We start from the raw sequence: 25,195 nt of genomic DNA, 5'->3' as shown, positions 1-25,195 counted from the left end.
GTGATGATCCGGCCCGGCGCGGGGACGCGGCCCACGCTTTGCCAAGCGTTGGGCGCCATTTCGTCGGTGCGTTGTCGGGTGCGGGCCGGTGGGGGCTTCTCGCGCAGTTCCCCGCGCCCCTGGAAGGCCTGTGGCCTTCAGGGCCGGTGGGACTGCGCGAGAAGCCCCCACGCACCCGCCCCGAACAATCAGCCCAGCTGCTCCGGGCCGAACGCGTCCGGGAGCATGTCGCCGAGCGTGCGTATCCCGGCGGACGTCTCCAGCAGGAGCTCCCGGCCCCCGAACTCGTACAACAGCTGACGGCAGCGGCCGCACGGCATGAGGATCTCGCCCTTGCCGTCCACGCACGTGAAGTGCGTGAGGCGGCCGCCGCCGGTGGACACCAGCTGCGAGACCAGACCGCACTCGGCGCACAGGCCGAGCCCGTACGACGCGTTCTCGACGTTGCAGCCGGTGACGGTGCGGCCGTCGTCGACGCGGGCGGCCGCGCCGACCGGGAAGCCCGAGTACGGGGCGTACGCGCGGGACATGGCCGCGCGCGCCGCCTGCCGCAGTGCCTCCCAGTCGGCGACCGTCACGTCCGTCACGTGCCCTGGCCCTTCCGGTACGGCTGTCCGTCCGCCTTCGGCATCCTCAGGCGCTGTGCCGAGAGCGCCAGCACGATCAGGGTGATGACGTACGGCATGGCCGTGGCGACCTGGCTCGGGACCGAGTCGGTGGAGGCGTACCAGAAGAAGAGGAGGACGGAGACGGCGAGCGTGACGACTCCGCCGACGTACTTCTTCTTCCAGATCAGCCACGCGACGGCGAGGAGCGCGAGGAGCGCGATCAGCAGGAGCAGCGCGTGGGTGTTCTCCGTGCCGCCGCGGACCTTGAGGGTGTCGCTGTAGCCGAACAGGCCCGCACCGAGGGCGAGTCCGCCCGGCATCCAGTTGCCGAAGATCATCGCGGCGAGACCGATGTAGCCGCGACCGCCGGTCTGGCCCTCCAGGTAGTAGTTGGAGGAGACCATCGAGAGGAAGGCGCCGCCGAGGCCCGCGAGGGCGCCGGACGCCAGCACGGCGATGTACTTGTACTTGATGACGTTGACGCCGAGCGACTCGGCCGCGACCGGGTTCTCGCCGCAGGAGCGCAGGCGCAGGCCGAACGAGGTGCGCCACAGGATCCACCAGGACGCCGGGATCAGCAGCACCGCGATCAGGGTCAGCCAGGAGACACCGGTCATCACGCCGCCGAGCAGGCCCGCGATGTCGGAGATCAGGAACCAGCCCTGCTTGTTGAGGTCGGCGAGCGCGTCCGCGAGGCCGGGGACGGTGAACTCGCCGAGGCTGGAGACGGGCGGGGACTGCCGGGTGGTGGCGTTGTCCATGCCGTCGTAGATCATGGCCGACAGGTAGCGGGTCGCGCCCAGGGCCAGGATGTTGATGGCCACACCGGAGACGATGTGGTTCACGTTGAAGGTGACGGTGGCGATGGCGTGCACCAGGCCGCCGAGCGCGCCGCCGATCAGTGCGGCGAGGATGCCGACCCAGGGGCCCCACTGGTAGCCGGCCCAGGCGCCGAACCAGGTGCCGAGGATCAGCATGCCTTCGAGGCCGATGTTGACCACGCCCGCGCGCTCGGCCCACAGGCCGCCGAGGCCCGCCATGCCGATGGGGACGGCGAGTTGGAGGGCCGTCGACATCTGGCTGACGGACGTCAGGCCGTTGGCGTCGGTGATGAGGCGGACCGCGGAGACCAGGCAGAGCAGGCCCGCGATGAGCAGGAGCAGGACGGGGAGGCTGAGCTTGCGCCGTGCCGCGGAGGTCGCGGCGGGCGTCTTGTCGAGGACGGGTGCCGTACTCATCAGGCGGCCACCTCCTGCTTCTTCTCGTGGGAGTCGGAGGTGCCGAGGACGTGGCCCGCGGCGAGTTCGGCGCCGACCCGCTGCTGCTGGCGGCGGGTGCCCCAGACACGGACGGCCTCGTAGGAGACGACGACGGCGATCACGATCAGGCCCTGCATGATCGTGGCGATCTCGGAGCTGTAGCCCTTCAGGTCGAGCGGGTCGGCCGCGTTGAAGAGCCAGGAGAGCAGGAGCGAGGCCAGCGCCATGCCGGCCGGGCTGTTGCGGCCGAGCAGCGCCACGGTGATGGCGTTGAAGCCGAGCGAGGCCGGGAAGGAGTCGGAGAAGGTGTGCGTCGAGCCGAGCAGCGTCGGCAGACCGGCGAGGCCCGCGACGGCGCCCGACAGGAGCATCGCGGTGAGGACCATCTTCTTGGCGGAGACACCGGAGGCGGCGGCCGCGGTCTCGGAGGCGCCCGAGGCGCGCAGGTCGAAGCCGAAGCGGGTGCGGTTGAGCATCACCCAGTAGACGGCGCCGAGGACGACGGCGACGATCACGAAGCCGTAGACGGTGCCGATCTGGTCGCCCATGTTGATGCCGGGGAACCAGCCCGCCTTGTCCATCTCGCCGGTGGTGCGGTTGTTGCCGACCGCGACACCGAAGGCGTCCTCCAGCGTCAGGTACGCGATGACCGACGCCGCGATCGAGTTGAGCATGATCGTGGAGACGACCTCGCTGACGCCGCGGGTCACCTTGAGCACACCGGCGATGCCGGACCAGATCGCACCGGTCACGGCGGCCGACAGCATCAGCAGCGGGATCTGCAGGAAGGCCGGGAACGCGATGTGCGCGCCGACGATGGCGGCGACACAGGCGGCGAGCCGGTACTGGCCCTCGACACCGATGTTGAAGAGGTTCATCCGGAAGCCGATGGCCACCGCGAGCGCGCCGATGTAGAGACCGGCGGCGTCATTGATGATCAGCACCTGGACGTCGGAGAACGTCGCCTGCTCGAACATGATCGAGAACGGCTCGACCGGGTTCTCGCCCGAGGCGAGCAGCACGATCGCGGTCAGGGCGAACGCCACGACGAGGGCGATGACGGGGCCGGCCGCCGCGAGGAGGATCCGCTCGGAATTCCAGCGCTTGAGGATGTTCATGGTCAGGCACCGTCTTCCGTGTGCTCCAGGTGGCCCGAGGCGGCACCGGTCATGGCGGATCCCAGCTCTTCCGGGGTGATGGAGGCCGGGTCGGCGTCGGCGACCAGGCGGCCGTCGTAGATGACCCGGAGGGTGTCGGAGAGGCCGATCAGTTCGTCGAGGTCGGCGGAGATGAGGAGCACGGCCAGGCCCTCGCGGCGGGCCTCGCGGATCTGGTCCCAGATCTGCGCCTGCGCGCCGACGTCCACACCGCGGGTGGGGTGGGCGGCGATCAGGAACTTGGGGGCGTGGCTCATCTCGCGGCCGACGATCAGCTTCTGCTGGTTGCCGCCGGACAGGGAGGCGGCGGTGACGTCGATGCCGGGCGTGCGGACGTCGTAGTCCTTCACGATCCGCTCGGTGTCGGCCTGCGCGGCCTTCGGGTCCAGCCAGAAGCCCTTGCTGTTGGGCTTCTCGGTGACGTGGCCGAGGATGCGGTTCTCCCACAGCGGCGCGTCCAGGAGGAGGCCGTGGCGGTGACGGTCCTCGGGGATGTACCCGACGCCTGACTCGCGGCGCTTGCGGGTCGTCCAGGAGGTGATGTCCTCGCCGAGCATCTTGATGACGCCGCTGTCGGCGTGCTCCAGGCCGATGAGGGCCTCGATCAGCTCGGTCTGTCCGTTGCCCTCGACGCCCGCGAGGCCCAGGACCTCACCGGCGTGGATGGTGAACGTGATGCCGTCGAGGAGCGGCTTGCCGCCGCCGGGGGCCGCGAGCCGCAGGTCGTCGACCTCGACCACCGGTCGGTCGGTGACGGTGGACTCGGCGGTCTCGGGGGTGGGCAGTTCGCTGCCGACCATCAGCTCGGCGAGCTGCTTGGGGGTCGTCTCGGCGGGGACGGCGGTGCCGACCGTCGTGCCGCGCCGGATGACGGTGATCTCGTCGGCGACGGAGAGGACCTCGCCGAGCTTGTGCGAGATGAAGATGACGGACAGGCCCTCGGCCTTGAGTCCGCGCAGGTTGTCGAAGAGCGCGTCGACCTCCTGCGGCACGAGCACGGCCGTCGGCTCGTCCAGGATCAGCGTGGTGGCGCCCCGGTACAGCACCTTGAGGATCTCCACGCGCTGCCGGTCGGCGACACCGAGGTCCTCGACCAGGACGTCGGGGCGCACCCCGAGCCCGTACCGCTCGGATATCTCGAGGATCTTCTTGCGGGCCTTCGCGCCGATCCCGTACAGCTTCTCGCTGCCGAGGACGACGTTCTCCAGGACCGTGAGGTTGTCCGCGAGCATGAAGTGCTGGTGCACCATGCCGATGCCGCGCACGATCGCGTCGGCGGGCGAGGAGTACGAGACCTGCTCGCCGTGGATGGTGATGGTGCCCTCGTCCGGCTTCTGCATGCCGTAGAGGATCTTCATCAGTGTGGACTTGCCTGCCCCGTTCTCGCCGACCAGGGCGTGCACGGTGCCCTTGCGGACGGTGAGGCAGATGTCGTGGTTGGCGACGACGCCCGGGAACCGCTTGGTGATGCCTTGGAGTTCTACGGCGACTGCGGTCGGCGGGGAGCTTGACGTGGCGATGGCGCACTCTCCTGGGAAGGGGGGTCGCCTACACGCGTAGCGCCCCAACAGCGTTGTGCGAGAAGTGAGTTCGTGTTCGAGCCGGAGTCCGAGCAGGATCCCACGAACGTGTTACGGGGAAGAAGCGTCCGGACGGGGATGCTTCGGCCCCGGAGGCCCCGGTCACCGACCGGGTCGGCCCGGACCGCGTCGCACACGCGGTCCGGGCCCCCCTTCGCCTTGCGGCTGTGCCTGCTTGCCTGCCTGTTACTTGGCGGCGACCGTGATGGAGCCGTCCACGATGCCCGCCTCGGCCTTCTTCAGCGCGGCCTGGAGCTTGCTGTCGTTCTTGAACTCCGGGTTGGAGTCGGCGAGGGAGACCTCACCCGACTTCAGGTTGCCGGTGATGACACCGGTCTCCGGCTTGCCGTCCTCGACCGACTTCGCGAGCTTGTAGATCGACTCGGCGACGCCCTTGGTGGCGGAGGTGATGATGTACTTCTTGTACGCCGCCAGCGGCTTCTGGCTGTACTGGTCGGAGTCGACGCCGATCGCGTACTTCTTCTCGGCGGCGGCGGCCTCGATGACGCCCTGACCGGACAGACCGGCGGCGTGGTAGACGACGTCGGCGCCGTCCTCGAGCTGCTTCTCGGCGGCGGCCTTGCCGAGGTCCGGCGAGGCGAAGCCCTTGGCCGGGTCCTCGTCGAGGAACTGGACGTCGACCTTGACGCCCTTCTTGGTGTCCTTGACGCCCTGCTCGAAGCCGGCCCGGAACTTGTTGATCAGCGCGTTGTCGACGCCGCCGACGAAGCCGACGTGGTTCGACTTGGTCTTCAGGGCGGCGGTGACGCCGGCGAGGTAGGAGACCTCGTTCTCCTGGAAGACCAGGTCGGCGACGTTCTTGCCCTGGACCGAGGAGTCGTCGACGATGCCGAAGGTCGTCTTCGGGAACTTGGCCGCGGCCTCCTTCACCGCCGGGGCGTAGGAGTAGCCGATGCCGACGACCGGGTTGTAGCCCGCCTTCGCCAGGTTGACCAGGCGTGCCGCCTTGTCGTCGTCGGACTCGCCGTCCTTCGGCTCCTGGTCGGCGACGTCGTAGCCGAACTCGCTCTTGGCCTTCTTCAGGCCCTCGTAGGCGGCGTCGTTGAAGGACTGGTCGCCCTTGCCACCGACGTCGTACGCGATGGCGAGGCCCTTGTCCTTGCCGCCGGCCGACGACGAGGCGTCGGACGACGTGCCGCCACAGGCGGAGAGAGCGAGAGCGAGCGAGGCGGTGGCGGTGCCTGCGACCGCTATGCGGGAAACCCGGCGCATGGGAAGAGCTCCTTCGTACAAGCGCCGGAAAGCAGGGCCCGACGCTGAGTTCGCCGCAGAGTAACGCGCGTAGACAGAACATAAAACCCCTTCTGTCCGAGTCGTTATCAGGGCGATGCACAGCATCCGGCGCACCTGTGGCGGACCTTCCCGAACGCAACGCAGGGCGGGCGCGGAAGGAGTTCCGCGCCCGCCCTGACGCCGCCTGGCGTTGTACGTATGACGTGTGCCGGGGGGTGACCCCGGCACGGGTCCGGGGATCACTCCCGCGGCCTCACTTGGCCGGCTTGACCGCGACCTTGATCGAACCGTCGACGATGCCCTTCTTCGCCTTGGCGACCGCGTCGGCGAGACCGGAGATCTCCTTGAACTTCGGGTTGGACTCGGAGGCGCCCACGCCGTTCACCTTGAGGTCGAAGGTCTGGACGCCGGTCAGCGGCTTCTTGTCCTCGACCGACTTGGCCAGCGTGTAGACGGACTCGCCGACCTCCTTGAGCGCGGAGGTGAGGATGTAGTCCTTGTACTTGGCGAGCGTCTGCTGCTTGTACTGGTCGGAGTCGACGCCGATGACCCACTTCTTCTTCTCGGCGGCGGCCTTGATGACGCCCTGCCCGGACAGACCGGCCGCGTGGTAGATCACGTCGGCGCCGTCCTCCAGCTGCTTGTCGGCGGCGGCCTCACCGAGGTCGGGGCTGGCGAAGCCCTTCGCCGGGTCCTCGTCGAGGTACTGGACGTCGACCTTGACACCCTTCTTGGTGTCCTTGATGCCCTGCTCGAAGCCGGCCTGGAACTTGTTGATCAGCTCGTTGTCGACACCGCCGACGAAGCCGACGTGGTTCGACTTGGTGGCCTTGGCGGCGGCGACACCGGCGAGGTAGGAGGACTCGTTCTCGGCGAAGACGAGGGAGGCGACGTTCTTGCCCTCGACGACGGAGTCGACGATGCCGAAGGTGGTCTTCGGGTACTTCTTCGCCACCTTCTCCAGGGCCGGGCCGTAGGCGTAACCGATGCCGACGACCGGGTTGTAGCCGGCCTTCGCCAGGTTGCCCAGGCGCTGCGCCTTGTCGTCGTCGGACTCGCCGTCCTTCGGCTCCTGGTCGGCCGTCTTGTACCCGAACTCGGTCTTGGCCTTCTCCAGGCCCTCGTAGGCGGAGTCGTTGAAGGACTGGTCGCCCTTGCCACCGACGTCGTACGCGATGGCGAGGCCCAGGTTCTCCTTCGCGGAGCCGTCGTCGTCGCCGGCCTCACTGCTGGTGCCACCACAAGCGGTGGCGGCGAGCGCGAGACCGGTGACGGCCACGGCTATCCGCGTGGCCCGGGTTGTACGAGAACGACGCATGATGGAGTGCTCCTTCGTCAACACGCCGCGCAGGGCGCTGAGTTCGGCGGAGCGTAACGCGCGTAGAAGGGCCGGGGAAGCGGGTTCGGCTCCGCCGTTACCGGATCGTGCCGGGGGTTGGTTACATCTGGGTGTCGGGTAGGGACGCGGGGTGCGAAGGGGGGCATTTCGCGGGGGCGTCTGCGGGGTTCCGCAGTCGGGCGGGTGCGGCTCGGTGATGGGTTGCTCGCGCAGTTCCCCGCGCCCCTGAAAGGCCTGCGGCCTTCAGGGGAAGCTGCGCGCAGCGCATGCTTCAGGGGCGCGGGGAACTGCGCGAGAAGCCCCACCGGGCCGCAGCCGCACATCAAGCGCACCCGGCACCCGGTCAAGCGAGCTCAGCGTCCAGCAGGGCCGCCGCCGTGAACAGCTCCACGCCCACCGTGATCGCGTACTCGTCGGCGTCGAAGTCGCCCTGGTGCAGATCGCGGCCGACCCGGTCCCCCGGCGTCTTCACGCCGAGCCGCGCCATGGCGCCCGGGACGTGCTCCAGGTACCAGGAGAAGTCCTCGCCGCCCAGGCTCTGCGGGGTGTCCTCGACGGAGTCGGCCCCGAGCCGGGCGGTCATGGCGTCCCGCAGCAGGTCGGTCACGGCCGGGTCGTTGACGACGGGCGGGACTCCGCGCACGTAGTTCACGACGGGCTTGGCCCGGTACAGGTCGGCGATCTCCTGGATGGCCGCGTGCACCAGGTCGGGCGCCTGCCGCCAGGCGTCGAGGTCCAGGCAGCGGACGGTGCCGGAGAGTTCGGCGTGCTGCGGGATCACGTTGCACGCGTGACCGGTCTCCAGGCGCCCCCACGTGACGGAGAGCCCGGAGCGGGCGTCGACCCGGCGTCCGACCAGGGCCGGCACGTCGGTGGCGACCCTCGCGGCGGCGACGACGAGGTCGGTGGTGAGGTGCGGGCGCGCGGTGTGCCCGCCGGGCCCGTCGAGGGTGACCTCCAGGCGGTCGCAGGCGGAGGTGATGGCGCCCTGCCGCAGCCCGATCCGTCCGGCGTCGACCTTCGGGTCGCAGTGCACGGCGACGATCTTCCGTACGCCGTCGAGGGCTCCGCACTCGATGACGTCGGGCGCTCCGCCGGGCAGCACCTCCTCGGCGGGCTGGAAGATCAGCCGCACGGGGTGCGGCAGCCGGCCCTTGCGGTGCAGCTCGGCGAGGACGAGTCCGGCGCCGAGCACGACGGTGGTGTGCACGTCGTGGCCGCAGGCGTGCGCGCGGTCCGGAACGGTGGACCGGTAGGCGCAGTTGACCTTGGTGTCCGGGATGGGCAGCGCGTCGATGTCGGCCCGCAGCGCGAACATGCCGCGTCCGCCGGACCACTCCCCGGTCTCGGTCCCGATGTCACAGATGAGCCCGGTCCCCATGCCGAGCACCCGTGGCGTGAGCCCCGCCTTCTCCAGGCGGGCCTTGAGCGCGGCGGTGGTGCGGAACTCCTGGTTGCCCAGCTCGGGGTGCATGTGCAAGTCGCGCCGGAAGGCGATGAGTTCGGTGCGCAGGGCGTCGGGCAGCGTGCCGGGGAGCTCGGCGCCGGGGGCTGCTTCCCCGGCGGCTTCTCCCGGCTTGTCGGCCTCGGACTCTCGGGACTTCGTCTGGTTCACCCTCTGAAGGGTAGGGCGATGCGGGGGCCAACTAACGGTCGATCAACAAAAGTTCAGCCAGATTGGGGTAAGAAAGTCGGCCGGGCTGCGCATACGGATCGCGCGGGGCGGGTATGAAGTTTCTTTCCGTCCGCGCCCTCCGGCGGCTCCGATGCGGGCCGCCACCAGAGCCACGAGACGGCGGAGCACCGCCCCGGACCTGCCGCGCCCTTCGGCCGCGCCCCGGAGGCCCTCCCCCTCGTACCCGTGGCATCACCGCCACGGAGACGCGCGCCCCCACGAAGGCGCCCCGGCCGGGGCGCGTGAGGACTCCTTGCCACCACCGCCCCGTGCGCTGCTCGTCGGCGGCAAGAGCCGGGGCCGCGATCGTTTGACACCTGTTGCGCGAGCGATCGAGGGTGGCGATCGACAAGCCACCGGAACTTGGCCAGGAGGACCCCATGCCCGATCGCGTCGCCCTCGTCACCGGAGCCTCCCGCGGGATCGGCCGCGCCATAGCCGAGCGCCTCGGCGCGGACGGGGCGGCCGTCGTCGTCAACTACCGGTCGGACGCGGACGCCGCCGCCAAGGTCGTCACGGCCATCGAGAGGTCCGGCGGGCAGGCCGTCGCCGCGCAGGCCGACGCCGGCGAACAGGACGAGCTGCGTGGGCTGTTCGATGTCGCGGAGCGAGAGTACGGGGGCATCGACACCGTCGTGTGCAATGTCGGCGTCGCACGCTTCGCGCCCATCGCCGAGACCAGCGACGAGGACTTCGACACGATCTTCCGTACGAACACCCGCGGCACGTTCCTCGCGCTGCGGGAGGCGGCGCGCCGGGTGCGCGAGGGCGGGCGGATCGTCGTCGTGTCCAGTGGGACCGCTGTCACCGCGCGGCCCGGATCCGGGGTCTACGGGGCGTCGAAGGCGGCCGGCGACGCACTCGTTCGCACGCTCGCCCAGGAGTTGGGGCCTCGCCGCATCACGGTGAACAGCGTGCTGCCCGGCGCCACCGACACCGAGGCCTTCGCCGCGGGCCTGCCGGAGCAGGCCCGCGCCGAGCTGGTGGCCCGGGCCCCGCTGGGGCGGATCGGGCGGCCCGACGACATCGCGGACGTCGTGGGGTTCCTGGCCTCCGACGCGAGCCGGTGGATCACCGGGCAGACGATCCATGCCGGGGGCGGCATGTTCTGACCGTCACGATCACGCATCAGTGGTCTGTCGGTGTCTCCGGGCTCACGTGCAGGATGTCGCGGGCCTGTTCCGCCGCGCGGACCATGTTCTCGGAGACGAAGTCGAGGAAGCGGGCGACGTTCTCCAGGCGCACGGCGGCCGGGGTGCCGGGGCCGAGCACGCCGACGCCCTCGCGCGCGGTCGCGACGACCTGGGCGGTGGACCGCGCGCTGGCCATCATCGACTGGTAGTAGACGTCGTTGTCGACGGTGTAGCGCTCGCGGCGGCGCTCGTCGCGCTCCCGGCGCACCAGTCCCTGGCTGTCCAGGAACGCGATCGCCTTGGAGACGGACGCCGGACTGACCGAGAGCCGCTGGACCAGTTCGGCGGCGGTGAGGCTGCCGGAGTCCGTGAGCATGAGGGCGGCCATCACCCGGGCCATCATCGCGGGCAGCCCCTGGGCCATCATCACGGTGGTGAACGCCTCCTCGTACGCGCGCACCGCCTCCGCGTCCCGCCCGTGGGCCTGCGGCACCGCCTGCGGGCCGCGGGGTGCGGCCGCCTGCTTGCGCCGGTGGGCGCGCTGCTCGGTGGCGCGGTGGGCGAGGTCCGCGCGGTAGCCGGTCGGGCCGCCGTTGCGCATCACCTCGCGGGTGATGGTCGACGTGGGCCGCTCCAGGCGCCGCGCGATCTCCGCGTAGGCCAGGCCGTCGCCGAGGCCGAGCGCGATCTGCTGGCGTTCCTGCTGGCTGAGCCTGCCTCCCGGCATCGCGGTCTCCTTCGCACTGCTCCATCACTGTTCCCGACCGCGCCGACTATAGCGTTCACCTTCATTCCATTGCAACGTACGGGGTGCGATCCGTTGCGTTAGGCGAGATATCGTTGCAACGATTTCATGCCTTTCACCTGCCATTACCTGATCCAAGCGCAACGAACTCGTTGCCAGCTCCGCGAATGCAACGTAGCGTTTCATTCATCGGAAACAACGAGTCAAGGAGCCCACGATGCAGAAGTTCGCCACCCCCGCCACGATCTCCACCGTCCTCGACATCCCCGCGGGACGCATCCGGTTCATCGCCGCCGACCGGACCGACACCACCGTCGACATCCGCCCCGCCAACCCCGCCAAGAGCCGTGACGTGAAGGCCGCCGAGGGGATCGAGGTCGGCTACGCGGACGGGGTGCTGCGGATCGCCGCCCCCGCCGCCAAGAACCAGCTCTTCGGCTCCTCGGGCGCCGTCGAGGTCACGGTGCAGCTGCCGGCCGGCTCGCACGTCGAGGCGAAGGCCGCCGCCGCCGAACTCCGGGGCGTCGGGCGCCTCGGCGACGTCACCTTCGAGAGCGCGCAGGGCCCCGTCAAGCTCGACGAGGCCGCCGACGTCCGGCTCTCCCTCAAGGACGGCGACGTCTCGGTCGGCCGCCTGGGCGGGAACGCCGAGATCAGCACCCTGCAGGGCGACCTGACCGTCACCGAGGCGGTGCGCGGCACGCTCACCCTGCGCACCGAGTCCGGTGACGTGAACGTCGGCGCCGCCCCCGGCGTCTCGGCCGCCCTCGACGCCGGCACCGGCTACGGCCGGATCCAGAACGCGCTCAAGAACAGCGCGGGCGCCGGCAGCGACCTGACCGTCCACGCGACCACCGCCTACGGCGACATCACCGCCCGCAGCCTCTGAACCGGCCGCGCGGCCCACGCCCCCGGCGGCGTACTCCGACATGGCACCAGGTCGGAGTACGCCGCCCCTTTCACGCGCCGGGTCGCGAAGCCGTACGCCGACGTGCCGCACGGGCCGTCGCGCCCGCGCCCCCGACCACGAACGCCGCCGCCACGAGCACCGCGCTCACGCCCGCCACGGCCCGGTACCCGAGCCCGCCGTCGATGACCAGGCCGCCGGCCCAAGGGCCCAGCGCCGCACCGACGTTGAGCGCCGCCGTCGCGCAGCCGCCCGCCAGGTTCGGGGCGCCGGACGCCGCGTACAGGGCCCGCGCGATCAGTGTGGAGCCGACGGCGAAGGACAGGGCGCCCTGGGCGAAGGCGAGCAGGAGGGTGGCCGGGACGCTGTCCGCCGCGTACGCGAACAGCACCCAGCCCGCGAGCAGTGCCGCCCCGCCGCCCACGAGCACCGGCGTGGGCCGGGCGTCCGACCAGCGGCCCGCCGCCATGACGCCCGCGAAGGAGCCGAGGCCGAAGAGCGCGAGGAGCACCGGCACCCGGCCCGGGTCGATGCCGGTCACGTCCGTCGCCAGGGACGCCAGGTACGTGAACGTGCAGAAGGTCGCCGCGTTCACGAGGGCGCCGAGCACGAGGACGGTGAGCAGGCGCGGCGAGCGCAGGGCGCGGGCCTCGTCGCGTACGTTCCCGGGGGCGGTCCCCTCGTCGAGGGCGTCGTCGGCCGCCGGAACCCACCGCACGACCGCGACGAGCGCGGGCAGGCACAGCGCGGCCACGGCCCAGAACGCGACCCGCCAGCCGAGGAGTTGACCGAGCAGCGCCCCGCCCGGCACTCCGGCGACGCAGGCGAGCGTGGTGCCGCCCAGGAGGATCGAGGTGGCGCGGCCCTTGGCGTCCGGGGCGGCCAGGGACGCGGCGGTGGCGAGGGCGACGGCGAGGAATCCGGCGTTGGCCAGGGCCGCCACGACCCGGGTGGCGAGCAGGACGCCGTAGGCGGAGGTGAGCGCCCCCACGACGTGCGCCAGCAGGAAGACGAGCAGCGTCCCGCACAGGGCTTCGCGGCGTGGCCTGCGGCGTGCGAGCAGCGCCGTCGCCGGTGCCCCGACGATCATGCCGAGGGCGAAGGCCGAGGTGAGCGAGCCGGCGGCGGGGACGGACACGCCCAGGTCATGGGCGATGTCCGGGACGAGCCCGGACAGCATGAACTCGGAGGTGCCTTGCGCGAAGACGGCAAGGGCGAGCAGGGGAAGGACGAAGGGCACAGCGGACTCCGTGACCGTACGAGCGAGAGGGAAGGGTCGCGGTACGGCAGTCCGGGCGGTGGCGAGGGCAGGCGTCGGCGGAGGCGGGACGCCTCAACGCTGCGCGGAGAAGGGCCACCGGACGGCTGCCGGTGGCCGGAGTCTGTCGGACTCGGGGCTGCTCATGGGCAGGAAGGCTAGGCGGCGCCCGCCGGAGCCGTCCAGCGGTTTGATCCCTCTCGCCGGAAGAGGTGAGGCGACGTGCCGGACGCCCGCCGGGAAGCGGCACGCAAGGGGATGCGAGGCGGGCGGCGGCTGCTCGCCCGTCGTCACACCGCCCGCACCCCGCGCGCCGACCCCGCGATCCCCGCCAGGAACCCCTGCGCGTGGTCGGACACGCCCTCGCTCAGCCAGGCCGGGTCGATCTCGCAGACCGCGACCTTGACGTCCGTACCGGCGAGGGCGATCGGCAGGGTGTGCACCACGGTCGACGGGAAGCTGAGGATCGTACGGCCTATGGGCCCCCGGCGGGCGATCAGCTCCAGGGGCAGGTCCGGGCGGACGATCTCCAGGCCGGTCTCGACGGCGAGGCGGTGCAGTTTGTCGGCGCTCTCGCGGCGGTGCGCGAAGTAGCGGGTGGCGCCGTGGGCGGCGGAGAGTTCGCGGACCGCCTGCACATAGCGGTCCATGTCCACGACTCCCGTCTCCACCAGGGAGGTGCCGACCAGGTCGGCGCCGCGCGTCAGGCGCGGCGGGCCGAACCGGGCCCGCGTCCACGCGTACGCGTTCGGCACCACGGTCACCCCGTCCGGGACCCCGTCCACCGGCATGGACGTGAACAGGGACACCGTGCGGCCGCCCGGCCGCGGGGTGAGCCTGCGGCGGGCCGCGGAGGCGACCGGGCCGAAGGCGATGTCGCGCGGGCCGGGCCGGCCGCCGCGCCGGTGCCAGCGCACGAACCGTTCCCCGCGGGCGAGTTGGGTGACGAACTCCATGGTGGCGGTGCCGTCGTCGACGACGACGAGGTCGCGGGCCCGGGTGATCGTCAGGAGCAGCTGTACGTAGCGGGAGAACGGGTCGCCGATCACGATCCGGTCCGCCGCGCGGAGCGGGCCCGCGAGGCCGCCGATCGTCTGGAACGGGGCGGCCGCGCCGCCGCGCGCCTCTTCCCAGCGCACCGAGTGGCCTTCCCCGCGCGCGAGTTCGGCGACCCGGCGCAGTTGGCCGCGGGTCATCGGGTCGGTGGGCGAGAGCACGACGATCGTGACCTCGCCACCGTCGATGTGCGCCCATTCGAGGACGTTGAGGAGCTGGACCGGACTCTCGACGAAGCACAACGTACTGCTGCCGGACATGCTGCGACCCTCCCGAGGGACGCCGTGGCGGTCCGGCGCGTGAACTCCGCCGAACCGCCTGGGACTTGGTGGATCAGACGCCGACCGGCTCACCGGCGGCGACGGCGATCTCCGACTCGGCGACGACGCCCGCGACGCGGCGCAGCTTCTTCATCGGGCCGAGCTCGGACTCGTAGACCTTCTTGACGCCGTCACCGAGGGAGGCCTCGATGGTGCGGATGTCGCGGACGAGGCGCTGCAGGCCCTGCGGCTCGACGGAGGCGGCCTGGTCGGAGCCCCACATGGCGCGGTCGAGGGTGATGTGGCGCTCGACGAAGGTGGCGCCCAGGGCGACGGCGGCGAGCGTGGTCTGCAGGCCGGTCTCGTGGCCGGAGTAGCCGATCGGGACGTTCGGGTACTCGGCCTGGAGGGTGTTGATGACGCGGAGGTTGAGCTCCTCGGCGACCGAGGGGTACGTCGACGTGGCGTGGCACATCAGGATGTTGTCGCTGCCGAGGACCTCGACGGCGTGCCGGATCTGCTTCGGCGTCGACATGCCGGTGGAGAGGATGACGGTGCGGCCGGTGGCGCGCAGGGCGCGCAGCAGCTCGTCGTCGGTGAGGGAGGCGGAGGCGACCTTGTGGGCGGGGACGTCGAACTTCTCCAGGAAGGCGACGGCCTCGGTGTCCCACGGGGAGGCGAACCAGTCGATGCCGCGCTTCTTGCAGTGCTCGTCGATCCGGCGGTACTCGTCCTCGCCGAACTCGACGCGGTGGCGGTAGTCGATGTACGTCATCCGGCCCCAGGGGGTGTCCCGCTCGATGTCCCACTGGTCGCGCGGGGTGCAGATCTCCGGGGTGCGCTTCTGGAACTTGACGGCGTCGCAGCCGGCCTCGGCGGCGACGTCGATCAGCTTGAACGCGTTCTCCAGGTCACCGTTGTGGTTGATGCCGATCTCACCGGTGATGTAGACGGGCCGGCCGGGGCCCGCGGTGCGCGAACCGAAGGTGCGGAGGCGGGAGTTGAGGACAGACATGGTGAGTACGTTCCTTACTTGTCGAGCGGCTTGAGGGTGTCGGGAGAGGCGAGAGAGGGGCCGAGGAGCCAGCCCGCGATCTCCCGGATCGCGCCTTCGCCACCGGGGACGGTGGTGACGGCGCGTGCGGCGTCGCGCACGACGTCATGGGCACTGGCGACCGCCACGGGCCAGCCGACGAGGCCGAACACGGGGAGGTCGTTGACGTCGTTGCCGACGTAGAGCACGCGCTCCGGCGCGATGCCCTGCTCCTCGCACCACTGCTTCAGTGCGAGGTCCTTGCGGTCGATGCCGTGCAGGACCGGGATCTTGAGCTTCCGGGCCCGGGCGGCGACCACAGGGTTCACCTCCGTGGACAGGATCAGCAGGTGCAGGCCGCTCCTGCGGAGGGCCGCGATGCCGAGGCCGTCACCGCGGTGCACGGTGACGAACTCCCGTCCGTCGGAGTCGATCAGCACCCGGTCGTCGGTCTGGGTGCCGTCGAAGTCGAGGACGACCGCGTCGATGTCTTCCATCGAGGGAAGGACGCGCTGGTCGAGGAGGGGGGCCAGCGCGCGGGCGCGGGCCAGGTCGTGCGGGTCGTCGATCTCCAGGACCCGGGCGGGGTCGGTGCGGACGAGGTCCGTACGGCCGAAGAAGCGGTGCTCGTGGCGGCGGAAGCCGGTGGCCTCCATCGCGTACACGGCGCCGGTCTCCAGAAGGTCCTGGGGGCGGTCCTGGCGCATCTGGCGGAAGGACTTGTCGTGGTTGACGCCGTAGCCGCCGCCGGTGAGCGGGTCGGCGAGGACGGCCACGGTGCCGCCCTCCCCGGACCGGGCCGCGCGGGCACGCCGCGCGGCGACGGCCTCGGGCTCGTCGGCCGCGTCGCGCCACACGAAGCCGTGGAAGGGCGCCACGGTCAGCGCGCTGTCGGCGCCGTCGTCGGCGACCGCCCGGACGACGCCGTCGATGTCGTCGCGTACGAGGAAGGGGCTGGTGCACTGGACGAGGAGGACGATGTCGACGGCGGCGCCGTGCAGCGCCTCGTGCGCGTCCATGGCGTGCAGCACGGCCGCCTCGGAGCTGGACTTGTCGCCCGCGATGGCGGTGGGCCGGGTCACGACCTCCGCGCCGGCCTCGCGGGCCGCGGCGGCGATCGCCGCGTCGTCCGTGGAGACCACGACGTCGGTGACGAACCGGGTGGCCCGGCATTCGCGGACGGCCCGCGCCACCAGGGGCACGCCGCCGACCGGGGCGAGGTTCTTGGCCGGCACTCCCTTGGAGCCGCCACGGGCGGGGATCACCGCGAGCACGCGGCGTACGGGGGCGGCGTCGACCGCTTCCGTTTCGGTCATGTGCGCTTCTCCTTCGGGGAGTTGGTCGAGATGGGTGCTCACAGCTCCCCCATCCGCCGGATCACGGGGGCGACGCGCTGCACGCCGTGCCGGTAGGCGCCGCGCGCGGCCCGGCGGACGATCTGCCGCACGGGGCCCGGATCCTTGTCGCCGGCGGGCGCGCCGGGCAGCGGGCTGCCGTCGGGCGCGAGGTGGTGCCGGGCGAGGACGCGCGGCAGGTAGCCGGGGGCGGTGGTGCGGCTGTAGTAGGGGGCGAGCGCCGGCCGCTCGTGGGCCAGGAGGGCTGCGACCTTGGCACGCGCGCCGTCGAAGGCGCTCTCGTACGTGCCGTCGGCGGCGACGCCCTGCCGGGCGACCCAGGCGGGGTCGGCCTCGGGGCACAGTCCGGCGTCCAACTGGTCCCACGAAACAAGGCAGTTGGAGCCGGTGAAGTGGTGGTTGCCGAGCGCTTCCCGGACACCGAGGTCGGTGAGGAGCGCGGTCGGGATGCGCCGGTGCAGGGATTCGAGCGCCGCCGTCGAGCTGACCGTGACCAGCAGGTCGGTGCGGTCGAGGACCTCGCCCATGTTCCCGTACACGAGACGGAAGTTGGCGGGGAGGTCGATGCGCTGCGCGAGCTTCTGGTAGGGGATCTCCTCGATGTGCGTGGTGTGCTCCCCGGGCCTGCTGCGCAGCTTGAGGAGCACCTCGCGCTCGGGGTGCGACCGGGCGTGCCGGACCAGGCGGTCGAGGAGGTAGAGCCGGTCGGCGGCCGTGTCCGGGACGGACGGCTGGGCGGCGAAGACGACCGTGTACGGGTCGTGCGCGTCGGTGTAGCGCGCGCCGCCGAGGAACGGCAGCGCGCACTCCGTGACCGACGAGGCGTCGGCGCCCACTCCCTCGTACACGGCGCGGAACCGGTCCGCGTCGTACGCCGAGTTGGCGAGGACGACGTCCGCGCCGTGGCGCAGGAGCAGTCCGTCGGCGAGCTTCTCGTAGACGACGCCGACGTATCCGGTGACGACGACGGGCCGGTCGGCCGACTCCGCCCAGGCGTGGGCGAGTCCGTGCAGTACGGCCTGGACGCCACCGCCGACGAGGGCGAGGACGACCACGTCGTACGCACCGGGCGCACGCTGCATGTCACGGAGGAACTCGACCGCGGTGACCTCGCGGAGGCTGTCCGCGCGGACGCCGACCTCCCGGAGCTGCCGGGCGGTCGGGGTGGAGCGGCCGCGCAGCAGGTAGCCGTCGAGGGCGGCGCCCTCGGGGGCGATGCGGGAGGCGGTGAGCGACCCCCATTTCCATCGGGTGTCGGAGTCCGCGAGCACGGCGATCCGTGACTGCTTCTGGTTCCTTGCTGGCACGTCGACGAAGTTAGAAAGCCATTCCGAGCCGCGGCCCAACCGGAGCGCAACAAACGGTTAACAGCAGATCGCCGAATGGCGAATCGGCCCCGGAATTCCCCTGCGGCGGCGCCGGTTCACGAATCCGACACACGTCGTTCATCCGGCATCAAGCCGCTGGCCAAGCCGCATGACGGGCCGCCCCAGTAGCGTCCGACGGGTGGTCAAGCTCTCCGTCATCGTGCCGTTCTACAACGTGCAGCAATATGCGCCCGACACCCTCCGAAGTCTTCGCACAAATGCGCGCGACGATTTCGAATTCATTCTCGTCGACGACTGTTCCCAGGACGAGACCCCGGCGATACTCGCGCGCGCCGAGCGTGACCTGCCCGGTGCCGTCCTGGTCGGACACGAGAAGAACGGAGGTCTCGCCACGGCCCGCAACACGGGCCTGGACGCGGCCAGAGGCGAGTACCTGACGTTCCTCGACGGCGACGACTGGCTCGCCGAGGGCTACCTGGCCGAACTGGTCCGCTCCATCGAGGAGTTGGACTGCGACTTCGTGCGCACCGACCACGTACAGGCCAAGGGCCGGGCCCGCTCGGTGTCCCGGGTCCCGGTCGGGGTCAGGAACGAGGTCCTGCTGCCGCGCGAGGCGATCCTGCCCGCCGACCGCACCACCTCCGTCGACTACGCGTACGCCTGGGCCGGGATCTACCACCGGCGGCTGCTCGACCGGGGGCTGCTGCACTTCACGGACGGGCTGCGCACCGCCGAGGACCGGCCGTGGATCTGGCAACTGCACCGGGAGGCCGAGTCGTTCGCCGCCGTCGGCCTGCTGGGGGTGTTCTACCGCCGCGGGGTGACCACGTCCCTCACGCAGATCGGCGACGTGCGCCAGCTCGACTTCATCCGCGCCTTCGACGAGGTACTTGAGGAGACGGCGGCCGACCGGGACGCCGACCGGCTGCTGCCCAAGGCCGTGCGCACCTACTGCGCGATCATCGCCCACCATCTGTCGGAGATCGAGAAGTTCGAGCCCGCGGTGGCCAAGCGGCTGCGGGCGATGAGCGCGGCGGCGCTCGACCGGATGCCGCAGGCCCTGCTCGCCGACGTCCTCGACACCATGGACCTCGACCGCGCCGCGCGACTGCGCCGGCTGCGGCGCCGGGTCACCTCAGCGAAGGCGGCCGCCTGATGCCCCGTACCACCCAGATCTTCTGCGCCTCCACGCTCTACGGCGCGGCCACGCTGGCCGCGGCGATCGAGGCCGAGTGCTTCAGCGAACCGGACCGCCGCATCCTGCTGGTGTTCAACAACGCGGCCGTGCCGGAGACGTCGCCGGGCGTGCACGAGATGCCCGGGTTCGGCGCGCTGCGCAAGCACTTCGACGAGGTGCTCGTCTTCAACGACGCCATCAGCCCGCTGCACCCGTCGGCCTGGGGCCCGCGCCAGGACGACATCCCGCTCCTGGAGCGGTACTTCCGGATGCTGTGGCGGCTCGACGACGACCGCCTCGAACTAATCCTGGAGTCGCTCCAGGTCAATCCGGCGCTCGCGTTCGCCCAGATCTTCACCGGTGCGCCGATCCACGCCTACGCGGACGGGCTGATGAGTTACGGCCCCACCCGCAACAAGATCGACCCGCTGGTCGGTACGCGCGTGCGGCGGCTGCTCCACCTGGATCTGGTGCCGGGCCTGAAGCCGGTGCTGCTGACCGAGTTCGGGGTGCCGCCGCAGATCGTGCCCACCGAGAACTTCCTGAAGGTGATGGCGGGCCTGACCGGCGCCTCCGGCGAGCTGCCCGCCGTGCCGGACGGGGCCGCGCTGCTGCTCGGCCAGTACCTGTCCGCCCTGGGCATCCTCACCGCCGCCGAGGAGACGGAGCTGCATCTGCGGATGATGCGCGGGGCCGTCGAGCGCGGCCACCGCTCCCTCGTCTTCAAGCCGCACCCGATGGCCCCGGCCGACTACGAACTGGCCCTGGAGGCCGAGGCGGAGCGGCTCGGCGTCGACCTCACCGTCGTCGACACGCCCGTGCTCGCCGAGGTGCTGTTCGCCAGGGCGCGGCCCGCGCTGGTCGTCGGCTGCTTCTCGACCGCCCTGTTCACCGCGTCCGCGTTCTACGGGCTTCCGGTCGCCCGGATCGGGACCGGGACGCTCCTTGAGCGGCTCGCCCCGTTCCAGAACAGCAACCGGGTGCCCGTCGTCCTCGCCGACGCGCTTCTCCCGGACCTGGAGCCGGGCGGGCGTGACACCGCCGCGCTGCCGCCCAAGCAGCTCGAAGGGCTGATCGGCGCGGTGAGCTTCGCGATGCAGCCGCAGGTCCTGCCCGCGCTGCGCCCGGCGGCCGAGCGGTATCTCTCCCAGCACTTCGACAGCCGCGTCCAGCGCTACTTCAAGCGCCGCCGGCTCACCTCGCTCGGACTGCCCGGCGGCCTCCCGCAGCGGCTCGGGTTCCTGCCGCGCAACTCGACCGCCCGGCGGATGGCGCGGCGGGCCCGCCGGACCTGGAAGGCGGTCAAGCGCTGAGAGTTCACTCAGCGTCCGCCCGAAAGCCGCCCGGGCCCACGTGAGTTGGGGCACATTCGGGCCTCCGGCCGCGCCCGACGCACGGACCGGGAGATGACGAGAACGGTGACCCCATGACGAACCCCCTGGCGGGACTCTTCAAGGCGCGGCAGCGGGACGCCGCCAGGTCGGCCCTGTACGCGGGCAGCGTCCACCGGTGCGGTGCCTATCTCGCCACGCAGAGCGCGCCCACCATTCCGCGGCAGACCCGGCTCACCCGGGCGATCGGCACCCTGACGGCCTCCGTGGACAGTCCGGCGGCCGATCCGTTCGACGCCCTCCTCACGGTCGGCGAGCGGGCGCTGGAGGCCGGCGGGGCCGACGGTCTCGGCCTCGCCCTGGACGTCGCCGAGAACGCGACCCGGCTGCGCCGGCGCTCCCGGGCGGCCTGGCGGCTGCACGGCGCGGCCCTGGACGGACTGGGCCGCGACGACGAGGCGCTGGAGTCGTACGAGCGCTACCTCGCGCTGGTCGAGGGCGGCGACGGTGCGGCGGGGACGGTCCGCCGGATCGAGACCCTGCGACAGCGGCGGGCGTGCCGGGACGCGCTGGAGGCGGTCGCCGGTACCGGCGCCGGGGTCGAGAAGACCGCGGAACTGCTCCGGCAGCGGCTGGCCCGGGACGGCGCCGGCGACCCCGGGGTGCGTCGCCTGGCCGAGCTGTACGGCACGTACCGGCGGCTCGTCGAACGGGACGCCGTGCCCGAGGCGCTGCCCGACACCACCACGCCCGTCGGCGTCGCGGGACTGCGCGCGCTGCTCACCGGCAGAAGCGTGTGCGTGGTCGCGGGCACCGACGCGGTGGCGCGCGGCGGGCTCGGCCCCGAGATCGACCGCTACGACGTGGTCGTGCGCTGCGACGCGGTCCGGATCGACGCGCCCGGCACCGGCGCTCGCACCGATCTGCACGCCGTCTCGCCGCGCGGCGACACACCGTGGGAGGGCCCCGCCTGGACCCTGCCGACCGGCATCCGGCTCGTGTTCGACGCACAGGTCCCGCGCTGGCGGCGGACCGTCCGGCAGCGCCTCGTGCCCGGCGCCCAGCGGCACGTCGGCGACGTGTCGCTGCGCCGCCCGCTGAGCGACCCGGCGCTGATCGGGGAGGACGGCTGGGGGGAGGACGCCGGTACCGCCTTCTCCGTCGTGCGACTCCTGGACTTCCTGGACGTCAGCCCCCGCCTCGACCTCATCGGCTTCGGGCCGTCCGGCGCGGGAGGACTGCGCCCGGCGGAGGCCGCCTGGGTCAGGGACCACTCCACCCGCATCGACGACATCGACAACAGAGCCGACAGAGCCGACAGCACGATGAGGATCGCCCTGCGATGACGCACTCCCGCGCCGACGACCGGCCCGACGACCGCAGCACCGTCACGGGCAGGCGGCGCATCGCGTTCGCCGTCCATGTCGACGCCGCGTCGCTGCCCGCCCTGGCCACGCTGCTGCGCAGCCTGGTGCTGACCAATCCGAAGGTGTGCGAGGACGTGGTGGTCCTCCACCCGGGCCTCGACGACGCCTCGTTCGACGCGCCGCGCCGGCTGCACCCGCGGCTCGTCACCCGCCGCGCGCGCTCGCGGGCGGAGGTGTTCCGGCTCGACGGCTACGACACGGTCATCGCCCTGGACACGGCGATGGTCGTCCTCGGCGACCTCGGTGAACTGCTGCGGCTGCGGCGCGGGGTGGCCGCCGTGCCGCAGGTGTGGTGCGACGACGCGGGGGTGGAGCGGCGCTCGGTCCTGCCCGACGGGCTGCTTGTCGTGCAGCGCGCCGACGTGGACGACGCCCTGGCCGGCTGGGACGGCGTGGAGAGCCTGGACGGTCTCCTCGGCTCCCTGCTCGTCCCGGTCGACGCGCGCCACGATTTCCTCACGCGCCGCCTGCACGACGATCTGCCGGTGCCCGAGCGGGTCGCGGTGCTGCACTTCAGCGGCCCGTTCGACTCCCCCGGGTACGGCCCGGCCGACGAGGCCCGGCGCCGCTTCGAGCTGGACGACGAGGACTTCCGGGCCGCCTACCGCGCGCTGCCCGGCGGCAAGCACGCCGAGCTCGTCGCGCACCTCGTCCCGCCGCTCCTCGACAGCCGCCCCTCCCTCGACCTGGCCCGCACGGTCGCCGACGTGTACCGGCAGCAGGGCCGTTACGAGGAGGCCGTCGCGGTGCTCGCCCCGGTCCTCGACGACCGCCCGGACGCGCCGCGCTGCCACGAGACGCTCGGCGTGTGCCTGATGGCGCTGTCCCGCTACGCCGAGGCCGAGACCCATCTGCTGCTCGCCGCCGCGTCCCCCGACAACGCGCCCCGCGCCTTCGCCCAGCTCGCCCGCCTGGCCTGGCTGTGCGGCCGCGAGGAGGACGCGCACGACTACGCCCGCCAGGGCCTGGCCGCCGACCCGACCGACGCCGGATGCCACAGCTGGTACGTACGCACCGGTGAAGGCCGCGGCGAGACGGAGTCGGAGGCGGGGCCCGCCTCCGAGCAGCTGGCCCACGTGGCGCTGTTCGCCGAGGGCGACGAGAACGCCGGTGACAAAGTGCTGCCCGAAGCGGTGCGGCAGTGCTTCGGCCCCGACACGGGACCGCGCCGCTGGTACCGGCAGCAGGCGCACCGCCTCGTCGACGAGGAGACGCTGGAGGAGCTGAACGCGCGGCGCGGCGTGGTCGTCGGCGGCGGCGGGCTCTTCCTCCCGGACACCTCCCCCAACAGCAACAGTTACTGGCAGTGGAACGTGCCGGACGCCCTGCTGGCCCGGATCACGGCGCCGCTCGCGGTGTTCGCGGTCGGCTACAACATCTTCGACGGGCAGCAGTACCGCAGGACCCGGTTCGCCGAGAGCCTGCGGGTGCTCGTGGAGCGGTCGGCGTTCTTCGGGCTGCGCAACCACGGCTCGATCGAGCGGGTGCGGGAACTGCTGCCCGAGGACCTGCGGGACCGGGTGCGCTACCAGCCGTGCCCGACCACGGTCGCCGACCGGCTCGCGCCGCCCGCGAGCGCGGTGCCGCGCTCCGACACCGTCCTCGTCAACTGCGCGTACGACCGTTCCGGTCTGCGGTTCGGTCACGACTACGCTCATTTCCTCGCCGAAATGGCGGGCGCGCTCAGGGAGTTGAGCGAGCGGGCCGAGGTCCGGTACGCGGCCCATATGCCGCCGGACGAGAAGTTCGTGCACGACCTGCGCCGGGAGCACGGCCTGAGTCTGCCCGTCGACCGGCTCTACGCCCTGTCGAACGACGCCATCCGCGACCTGTACCGCAGGGCGCGCCTGGTGATCGGGATGCGCGGGCACGCGGGCATGATCCCGTTCGGCTGCGGCACCCCGATCCTCAGCCTGGTCTCGCACCCGAAGCTCGCGTACTTCCTGTCCGACATCGACCGCCGCTCCTGGGGTCTGTCGGTGCACGACAGGGACCTCGGTCCTCGGCTCGCCGAACGGGCGGCAGCGGTCCTCGACGACCACGACGCGGCCGTCGCGGACGTGCGCGCCGCCCAGGAGTTCCTGTGGAAGACCACGCAGGCGAACCTCGGCGAACTCCGCGCGACCTTCGGACTCGGCTGACGGACGCCGACGGACGCCGACGGACGCCGACGGCCCCGGCTGACCGGAAAAGGCCCCGCCCACACCTCACGTACCGACAATTCACCGATCAAGGCAACAGAGTTCACTCAACGACGCTTCTCCGGTCACCGTTCACACCGGGAACATTCGTAACCTGTGCACGACTTGTTCCCGGTTGATCTTTTTCTTTTGTGAGAGGCCCGCGTGCCGATACTTTCCGTCATAGTCCCCATGCACAATGTGGGGGCCTTCGCCGAGAGCACCCTGCGAAGTCTCGTCGGCAACGCGCACCCCGACTTCGAGTTCCTGATCGTCGACGACCGCTCCACGGACACCACACCGCGGATCATCGACCGCTGGGCGGAGAAGCTCCCCAACGCCAGGGTGCTGCGGCACGAGGAGAACCGGGGCATCGCGCAGGCGCGCAACACCGGGATCGACGCGGCGCACGGCGACTACCTCACGTTCCTCGACGGGGACGACTGGTACGCCCCCGGCCACCTGCCGGAACTCGTGGACCGAATACGTGAGTTGGGCTGCGACTTCGCCCGGACCGACCACGTCCAGGCCACCGGCACGGAGCGGGTCCTGCGCAGACCCCCGGCCGGCGCCCGCGACACCGTGTTCGCGGCGCGCGACGGGATCGCGCCGGCCCACCGGGAGACGATGGTCGACTACCCCTTCGTCTGGGCGGGCATCTACAGCGGCCGCCTCTTCGCCGACGGCGGGATGCGCTTCGCGACCCGACTGCGCACCGCCGAGGACCGGTTGTGGATCTGGCGCCTGCATCTGAAGGCGGACACGTACGCGGCTGTCGGCCTCCACGGCGTCTTCTACCGGCGGGGCGTGGCGACCTCGCTCACCCAGATCAAGGACTCCCGCCAGCTGGACTTCATCCCGGCCTACGACCTGCTGCTCGACGACGTGCGCGCCGACCCCGAGGCCGAACGCTTCCTCCCCAAGGCCGTACGGACCTACTGCGCCATGATCGCCTTCCACCTCGACAAGGCGGATCAGTACGACACCGCGGCGGCCCGGCGACTGCGCCGCGAGGCCCGCGCCGCCCTCCACCGCATGCCCGAGCAGGTGCTGGAGGAGACCCTCAGAACGATCGACAGCAAGCGGAGCCGCGTTCTCAGCCGCCTGCGTGACGGGCGGAAGGCAGCCTGATC

General features: G+C 71.7%; 20 protein-coding genes. 7 read left to right on the top strand and 13 right to left on the bottom strand.

The window, feature by feature from the left end:
• Positions 1-188 precede the first annotated feature (188 nt).
• From B072_RS0103705 to B072_RS0103675, 7 genes are all read right to left on the bottom strand, one after another.
• Positions 189-587 carry a cytidine deaminase gene (locus tag B072_RS0103705; RefSeq protein WP_018528581.1) on the bottom strand — a complete coding sequence of 133 codons (399 nt, stop codon included), beginning with the start codon at positions 585-587 and terminating at the stop codon, positions 189-191.
• Complete coding sequence (locus tag B072_RS0103700; RefSeq protein ID WP_018528580.1) at positions 584-1,846, bottom strand: ABC transporter permease; 1,263 nt, start codon at positions 1,844-1,846, stop codon at positions 584-586. The genes B072_RS0103705 and B072_RS0103700 overlap by 4 nt, the downstream gene beginning before the upstream one ends.
• Positions 1,846-2,985 carry an ABC transporter permease gene (locus B072_RS0103695; protein WP_018528579.1) on the bottom strand — a complete coding sequence of 380 codons (1,140 nt, stop codon included), beginning with the start codon at positions 2,983-2,985 and terminating at the stop codon, positions 1,846-1,848. Before B072_RS0103695 ends, B072_RS0103700 begins: the two co-directional genes overlap by 1 nt.
• A 2-nt stretch (positions 2,986-2,987) precedes the next feature.
• Entirely contained in the window at positions 2,988-4,544 is a 1,557-nt protein-coding gene (locus B072_RS0103690) for an ABC transporter ATP-binding protein (protein WP_026245413.1), read from the bottom strand.
• Between the two features lie 246 nt (positions 4,545-4,790).
• The gene (locus B072_RS0103685; protein ID WP_018528577.1) at positions 4,791-5,837 is read right to left on the bottom strand and encodes a BMP family lipoprotein; all 1,047 of its coding nucleotides are present in this window, start codon (positions 5,835-5,837) and stop codon (positions 4,791-4,793) included.
• Between the two features lie 274 nt (positions 5,838-6,111).
• Complete coding sequence (locus tag B072_RS0103680) at positions 6,112-7,176, bottom strand: BMP family lipoprotein (protein ID WP_043243123.1); 1,065 nt, start codon at positions 7,174-7,176, stop codon at positions 6,112-6,114.
• A 364-nt stretch (positions 7,177-7,540) separates the two neighbouring features.
• Positions 7,541-8,812: an amidohydrolase gene (locus B072_RS0103675; RefSeq protein ID WP_018528575.1), complete on the bottom strand. Its 1,272-nt coding sequence runs from the start codon at positions 8,810-8,812 to the stop codon at positions 7,541-7,543.
• Positions 8,813-9,252: 440 nt separating this feature from the next.
• Here B072_RS0103675 and B072_RS0103670 point away from each other — a divergent pair, with 440 nt between their 5' ends.
• Complete coding sequence (locus B072_RS0103670; protein ID WP_018528574.1) at positions 9,253-9,984, top strand: glucose 1-dehydrogenase; 732 nt, start codon at positions 9,253-9,255, stop codon at positions 9,982-9,984.
• Positions 9,985-10,000: 16 nt separating this feature from the next.
• Here B072_RS0103670 and B072_RS0103665 read toward each other — a convergent pair whose 3' ends face one another.
• Positions 10,001-10,732: a MarR family transcriptional regulator gene (locus B072_RS0103665; RefSeq protein WP_018528573.1), complete on the bottom strand. Its 732-nt coding sequence runs from the start codon at positions 10,730-10,732 to the stop codon at positions 10,001-10,003.
• 235 nt (positions 10,733-10,967) lie between these two features.
• Here B072_RS0103665 and B072_RS0103660 point away from each other — a divergent pair, with 235 nt between their 5' ends.
• Positions 10,968-11,639: a DUF4097 family beta strand repeat-containing protein gene (locus B072_RS0103660; protein ID WP_018528572.1), complete on the top strand. Its 672-nt coding sequence runs from the start codon at positions 10,968-10,970 to the stop codon at positions 11,637-11,639.
• 70 nt (positions 11,640-11,709) lie between these two features.
• Here the strand turns inward: B072_RS0103660 and B072_RS0103655 are convergent, their stop codons facing one another.
• The 5 genes from B072_RS0103655 to B072_RS0103635 all read right to left on the bottom strand — a co-directional run bounded on the left by B072_RS0103655 (position 11,710) and on the right by B072_RS0103635 (position 17,926).
• The gene (locus B072_RS0103655; protein ID WP_018528571.1) at positions 11,710-12,897 is read right to left on the bottom strand and encodes a Cmx/CmrA family chloramphenicol efflux MFS transporter; all 1,188 of its coding nucleotides are present in this window, start codon (positions 12,895-12,897) and stop codon (positions 11,710-11,712) included.
• Positions 12,898-13,205: 308 nt separating this feature from the next.
• Positions 13,206-14,231: a hypothetical protein gene (locus B072_RS0103650; RefSeq protein ID WP_018528570.1), complete on the bottom strand. Its 1,026-nt coding sequence runs from the start codon at positions 14,229-14,231 to the stop codon at positions 13,206-13,208.
• Positions 14,232-14,304: 73 nt separating this feature from the next.
• The gene (locus B072_RS0103645) at positions 14,305-15,246 is read right to left on the bottom strand and encodes an N-acetylneuraminate synthase family protein (protein ID WP_018528569.1); all 942 of its coding nucleotides are present in this window, start codon (positions 15,244-15,246) and stop codon (positions 14,305-14,307) included.
• A 14-nt stretch (positions 15,247-15,260) separates the two neighbouring features.
• The gene (locus B072_RS0103640; protein WP_018528568.1) at positions 15,261-16,580 is read right to left on the bottom strand and encodes an N-acylneuraminate cytidylyltransferase; all 1,320 of its coding nucleotides are present in this window, start codon (positions 16,578-16,580) and stop codon (positions 15,261-15,263) included.
• Positions 16,581-16,618: 38 nt separating this feature from the next.
• Complete coding sequence (locus tag B072_RS0103635) at positions 16,619-17,926, bottom strand: DUF6716 putative glycosyltransferase (protein WP_026245412.1); 1,308 nt, start codon at positions 17,924-17,926, stop codon at positions 16,619-16,621.
• A 199-nt stretch (positions 17,927-18,125) separates the two neighbouring features.
• On the opposite strand from B072_RS0103635, the gene B072_RS0103630 reads away from it, so the two are divergent.
• The 5 genes from B072_RS0103630 (at position 18,126) to B072_RS0103610 (ending at position 25,193) form a co-directional block, all read left to right on the top strand.
• A complete protein-coding gene (locus B072_RS0103630) occupies positions 18,126-19,103 on the top strand; it encodes a glycosyltransferase family 2 protein (RefSeq protein ID WP_018528566.1) in 978 nt (325 codons plus the stop codon).
• Positions 19,103-20,437 carry an alpha-2,8-polysialyltransferase family protein gene (locus B072_RS0103625; RefSeq protein ID WP_018528565.1) on the top strand — a complete coding sequence of 445 codons (1,335 nt, stop codon included), beginning with the start codon at positions 19,103-19,105 and terminating at the stop codon, positions 20,435-20,437. Before B072_RS0103630 ends, B072_RS0103625 begins: the two co-directional genes overlap by 1 nt.
• Before the next feature lie 113 nt (positions 20,438-20,550).
• On the top strand, positions 20,551-21,801 hold the full coding sequence (locus B072_RS0103620) for a hypothetical protein (RefSeq protein ID WP_018528564.1): 1,251 nt from the start codon (positions 20,551-20,553) through the stop codon (positions 21,799-21,801).
• A complete protein-coding gene (locus tag B072_RS0103615; RefSeq protein WP_018528563.1) occupies positions 21,798-24,023 on the top strand; it encodes a tetratricopeptide repeat protein in 2,226 nt (741 codons plus the stop codon). Before B072_RS0103620 ends, B072_RS0103615 begins: the two co-directional genes overlap by 4 nt.
• Before the next feature lie 204 nt (positions 24,024-24,227).
• On the top strand, positions 24,228-25,193 hold the full coding sequence (locus B072_RS0103610; protein WP_026245411.1) for a glycosyltransferase family 2 protein: 966 nt from the start codon (positions 24,228-24,230) through the stop codon (positions 25,191-25,193).
• Positions 25,194-25,195 lie beyond the last annotated feature (2 nt).

Source organism: Streptomyces sp. HmicA12 (assembly GCF_000373565.1).
Lineage (GTDB): Bacteria > Actinomycetota > Actinomycetes > Streptomycetales > Streptomycetaceae > Streptomyces.
This window is presented reverse-complemented; position numbering and strand designations above follow the sequence as displayed.